The sequence below is a fragment of the Kluyvera intermedia genome (assembly GCF_021440345.1).
Classification (GTDB): domain Bacteria; phylum Pseudomonadota; class Gammaproteobacteria; order Enterobacterales; family Enterobacteriaceae; genus Kluyvera; species Kluyvera intermedia_A.
Map to the genome: position 1 here is coordinate 1 of NZ_JAKCNS010000153.1, position 3,829 is coordinate 3,829.

The 3,829-nt window shown below is 41.6% G+C and carries 4 protein-coding genes and 1 pseudogene; all 5 read right to left on the reverse strand.

All coding sequences use genetic code 11. The features are described 5' to 3' along the window. Nucleotides 1–370: 370 nt before the first annotated feature. Nucleotides 371–1,306, reverse strand: coding sequence for a hypothetical protein (locus LZ634_RS22400; protein WP_234508930.1), 936 nt, complete (start codon nucleotides 1,304–1,306; stop codon nucleotides 371–373). 851 nt (nucleotides 1,307–2,157) lie between these two features. After that, nucleotides 2,158–2,514: a hypothetical protein gene (locus tag LZ634_RS22405; RefSeq protein ID WP_064545481.1), complete on the reverse strand. Its 357-nt coding sequence runs from the start codon at nucleotides 2,512–2,514 to the stop codon at nucleotides 2,158–2,160. A 15-nt stretch (nucleotides 2,515–2,529) separates the two neighbouring features. Further along, nucleotides 2,530–2,865 (reverse strand): hypothetical protein, encoded by a 336-nt coding sequence (locus LZ634_RS22410; protein WP_064545479.1) that lies wholly within the window; start codon nucleotides 2,863–2,865, stop codon nucleotides 2,530–2,532. Further along, nucleotides 2,862–3,260 (reverse strand): hypothetical protein, encoded by a 399-nt coding sequence (locus tag LZ634_RS22415; protein ID WP_064545903.1) that lies wholly within the window; start codon nucleotides 3,258–3,260, stop codon nucleotides 2,862–2,864. Before LZ634_RS22415 ends, LZ634_RS22410 begins: the two co-directional genes overlap by 4 nt. A 326-nt stretch (nucleotides 3,261–3,586) precedes the next feature. Then, a pseudogene (locus tag LZ634_RS22420) lies at nucleotides 3,587–3,829 on the reverse strand (hypothetical protein); the annotation flags it as partial.

Consider the following 3,829-nt stretch of genomic DNA (forward strand, 5'->3'; position numbering starts at 1 on the left):
TAAGTTGGCAGCATCACCATCAACACCCAGGGACCCGATGCTCAGGAATTTGGCGAAGGCATCAGTTCGGACTTTCCGGAAGTGATGGCGGGATTGGCAAAGTATCTTGCTGAACAATCGGCTTGATGATGTTGGGTATCGGTATTAGTCGGGTGCGGCGGAATACACAGGAACAGTGCCGGATAGATTATGACCATCAGCGACCAGGGTAATCATGCCCACAAAACTCTGGATTCTGCCTGACTCTATGTTAGTGCGCATAATGTATTGAACATGTTAAATGACTGCACGAAGTGCGGGCATTTAGCCTTCATCCCGGGACTATCAGATGATAGTAAATCATTAATTTGACGTGTATTTTATAGCATCTTCATGAGATTGCAGCAATGCAGTCTATGAAAGGATTTCTGCTTTCCCACTGACACCTGAGCCAGTTAAGGTAGGAAACATAAACCAAAGCATCACCTTCAGTCATATAACCATTTCGCTGGATTTTATGCGTCAGTGGGTAGAATGCCACCGTTCCGTAAGGGGTTTCAGCAACAATCACCTGCATATTGCCATGAAGAACAACATCATATTTTATTCCGCTTTCCTTTATTACATCTTCAGCCTCCTGTAGTAATTTTTCTCGCATTTTATTTATTTCATGATATCTCTCACCGGGAATCCTCATTGCAGATGTCCTTAATCTGGCTTCATGTGCATTATCAGATGTGCTGATAAATGAAACAGTATCGGGAGAGTAAATTCGTCGATGTGAGTAGTCCTTATCCAGTTCATATTCTCCGGGATTATTTTTCCACAGGGCATAACCATGAAGTGCAGGGAGGTCATTGCAGAAGTTCTGGAAGTTATGCCATCTTTCACAAACCTCCACACCTTTATAACCTTTAAAATACTGCTTCCCTTTAACCGTCATGTAGCACCTTGCCAGCATGTTATGCCAGAGAATGAATTTCCTTGTTCTCTGGTGGCTTCTGGTGTTCTCAATTGTGGAATGTTTTCCGTTTCCGATATATCCCACGTTATAATAACGGGGCTTCATCAGTAGCGTTATGCGTTCTTCTTCTGAGGACGGGAATGCATCATCCGAGACTGAGCCTGATTTAATATGTGTGCCATAGGCTTCCTTAACTATGCCACTGTCTTTGAATTGTACAACATAATAGCCACGTCTTGTTTTATCTTCTGAGCGACCAAGAACGGTGCATTTACCATTATGCCTTGTATCAAATACAGCTCCGGGAAATAACGTGTTATGGCTGTAGTTCTGGTGATATTTTTTATTACGAAAGTAAGTCATCTGACATGTCCTGAGTGACGAATGAAAGGGAGAAAAAGAATCGGGGCGGGTCCTGCTTTTTCCCTTTAACTTCTGTCAGGCCAGCGCAACTGCCAGAGGTCAGGATTAAAATAAAGAATACATTCAAAAAAATAAATAATAACAAAATTTCAGGCGATGCATTGTGACAGATACGGTTACAGCCCATCAGAAGCCCTGTGTGATGCCACCAGAATGACACATGTAAATGGCTTATATGGCGGGTTAATGCGTCCTGAGAGTGATGTATGCACGATAAACAGGGGATAAAAAGGGGGCATTGACGGGAGAGGTGTGAAATGTCAGGCAACTGAACCGCTGTCTATTTATACAGTTAAATTAGGTGTGAACATATAGTGACCGCAGGCTCTCTGTGTGCAGCTCTGGGGCGACACTGTCATCACCTATGCCTTTGCATTACCTGTGTTGCTGAAGTGGCCCACGAGGCGTTACATGGATGGCATTCAGGTGTAGGGCTGCTCCATATTCACCCGATAGGGTGGGGAAATAAAAAAATAAATATAATTTATATACAGATTAAAATATCCATGCTACCATCGCCAAATCGCCAACCGGGGTTAATCTCTTTATATATCTAATATTACTCTTTTATCTTAATCGGTTTTCTGTACTTATCCTTACCCCTGAATCTTATCTTAATCTCTCTCAATATTGTTCCAGTATTAAGCCCTCCGCAGGAGAGCCATACGGCTTGAGTTTACAAAGAATAAACCAAAATAAACATTACGGCTTGAGCTGACAAAAGATAAATCACAAAATGAAAAGAGCCTCCATATTATTGAAGGCTCTCATTAGTTATGGGGGGGGGTTATTTAAATATCGACATCATCGAAGTTCACTTTTCTATCTTTTGCTTTATCAATTTCATTCATTTTATTTCTTCTTTCTGAGGATTTGAGCTCTGAAAGAATTTGTTTTAAAAGGTCAGCTTGAGTAAACTGGATAACCTTCGCTTCATATGCTGTTATGCTTCTGATTACCCATATGACAAAGATAATGGTTGTTGCGACCTTTATCGTATCGGCGGGGAGAAAAGTATAAGCTTGCATTAAGTTAAAGAAGTCGGGATTGCTGGTTCCGATACACCAGAACCACAGCATCACAGTCAACACGAGATTTATGATGAGTGATAACTTTGAAAGATACTTTGTCAAAAAAGATGTGTTCATTTATGTTATCCCTGTCTAGTTTCGCTTTCCAATATTGCAGCCAGTACGATACGCTTGTGCAACCTCAATATACTCAGCTCGCTTCATTCCAATTAGAGTTTCCGCTTGTTCATTAAATTTCTTTATTTTCTTCTCGCAGGTGGAATTACGGCGCTGCATGGAGTCTTTTGCCCCAGTGATACATGCACCATAAATAACATCTGAATCAGCGATTCTGGCAAAGTTCGCATATGAATCACAGGTAGCACTGATTCTCATCTGCATCTGTGATGAAGTTATTGCCATTGCCTGACTTGCAAACATCAGACTGGAGATTGATATCAATAAGGGAAGGGTGATTGAGTTTTTCATTCAGCACCTCCCTGTAAAATGCAATCAATTCCCATTACATCAGTACCCCAAAGTTTGATATCCGGCTCACCGCCTGATACACCCTGAGTGCTCATATCCAGAGCAAGGATATAGAAACTGTTTTTATCAACATCAAACTCGTAGTTAACAAGCGGGGCTCCACCGGTCTGATATACAGATTGCTGAATGTCCTGAATGCGTTTTTCGGAAATCAGCTTGCCACGATGGAATAGTTTAATGATACCTGCATCTTTTACGTAACTCAGAAAACCACTATCAGCACTTCCGGTTACGTGTCGCTCAATGCTCCAGCCATCGTGACAAACGATATTGTCAGCAAGCGCGGAAACAGGAAAAGAAAGGCATGTAGCCAGAGTCAGTATCAATCGTTTCATTTGAATGTGGTCCATCAGATAAATTATCAGAGAGCCCGATAATCCCAGTGAAGGCCGCAAGACATTTCAATCGTTATGCGCACAAACGTGGCCATCTATGACCAGGCCAATGACGTCTACAAATCTCCGGATTCTGCCTGATTCTATGTTGGTGCGCATAATGTATTGAACATGTTAAATGGCTGCACGAAGTGCGGACATTTAGCCTTCTGCACGCAACCATCAGGCGGTTACGAATAATTCTGGAATTACAGATACGCCCTCTACGTGATTAAATGGATGCAACAATACACCCTTCATTTTGTGGATATTTTATAGCATTCTCACTAGCTTACAGCAATGCAATCTACGCAAGGATTTCTGCTTTCCCATTGAAGTTTGAGCCAGTTCAGGTAGCGAACAAAAGTCAGTGCATCACCATCAGTCATATAGGTGTTTCGTTGAATTTTGCAGGTAATCGGATAGAATGTAACCGTACCATAGGGCGTTTCTGATATTATTATCCTCATGTTTCCATTAAGCGTTACCTCATAATTAATTTTGTTTTTATTAAGAATATCTTCGGCATC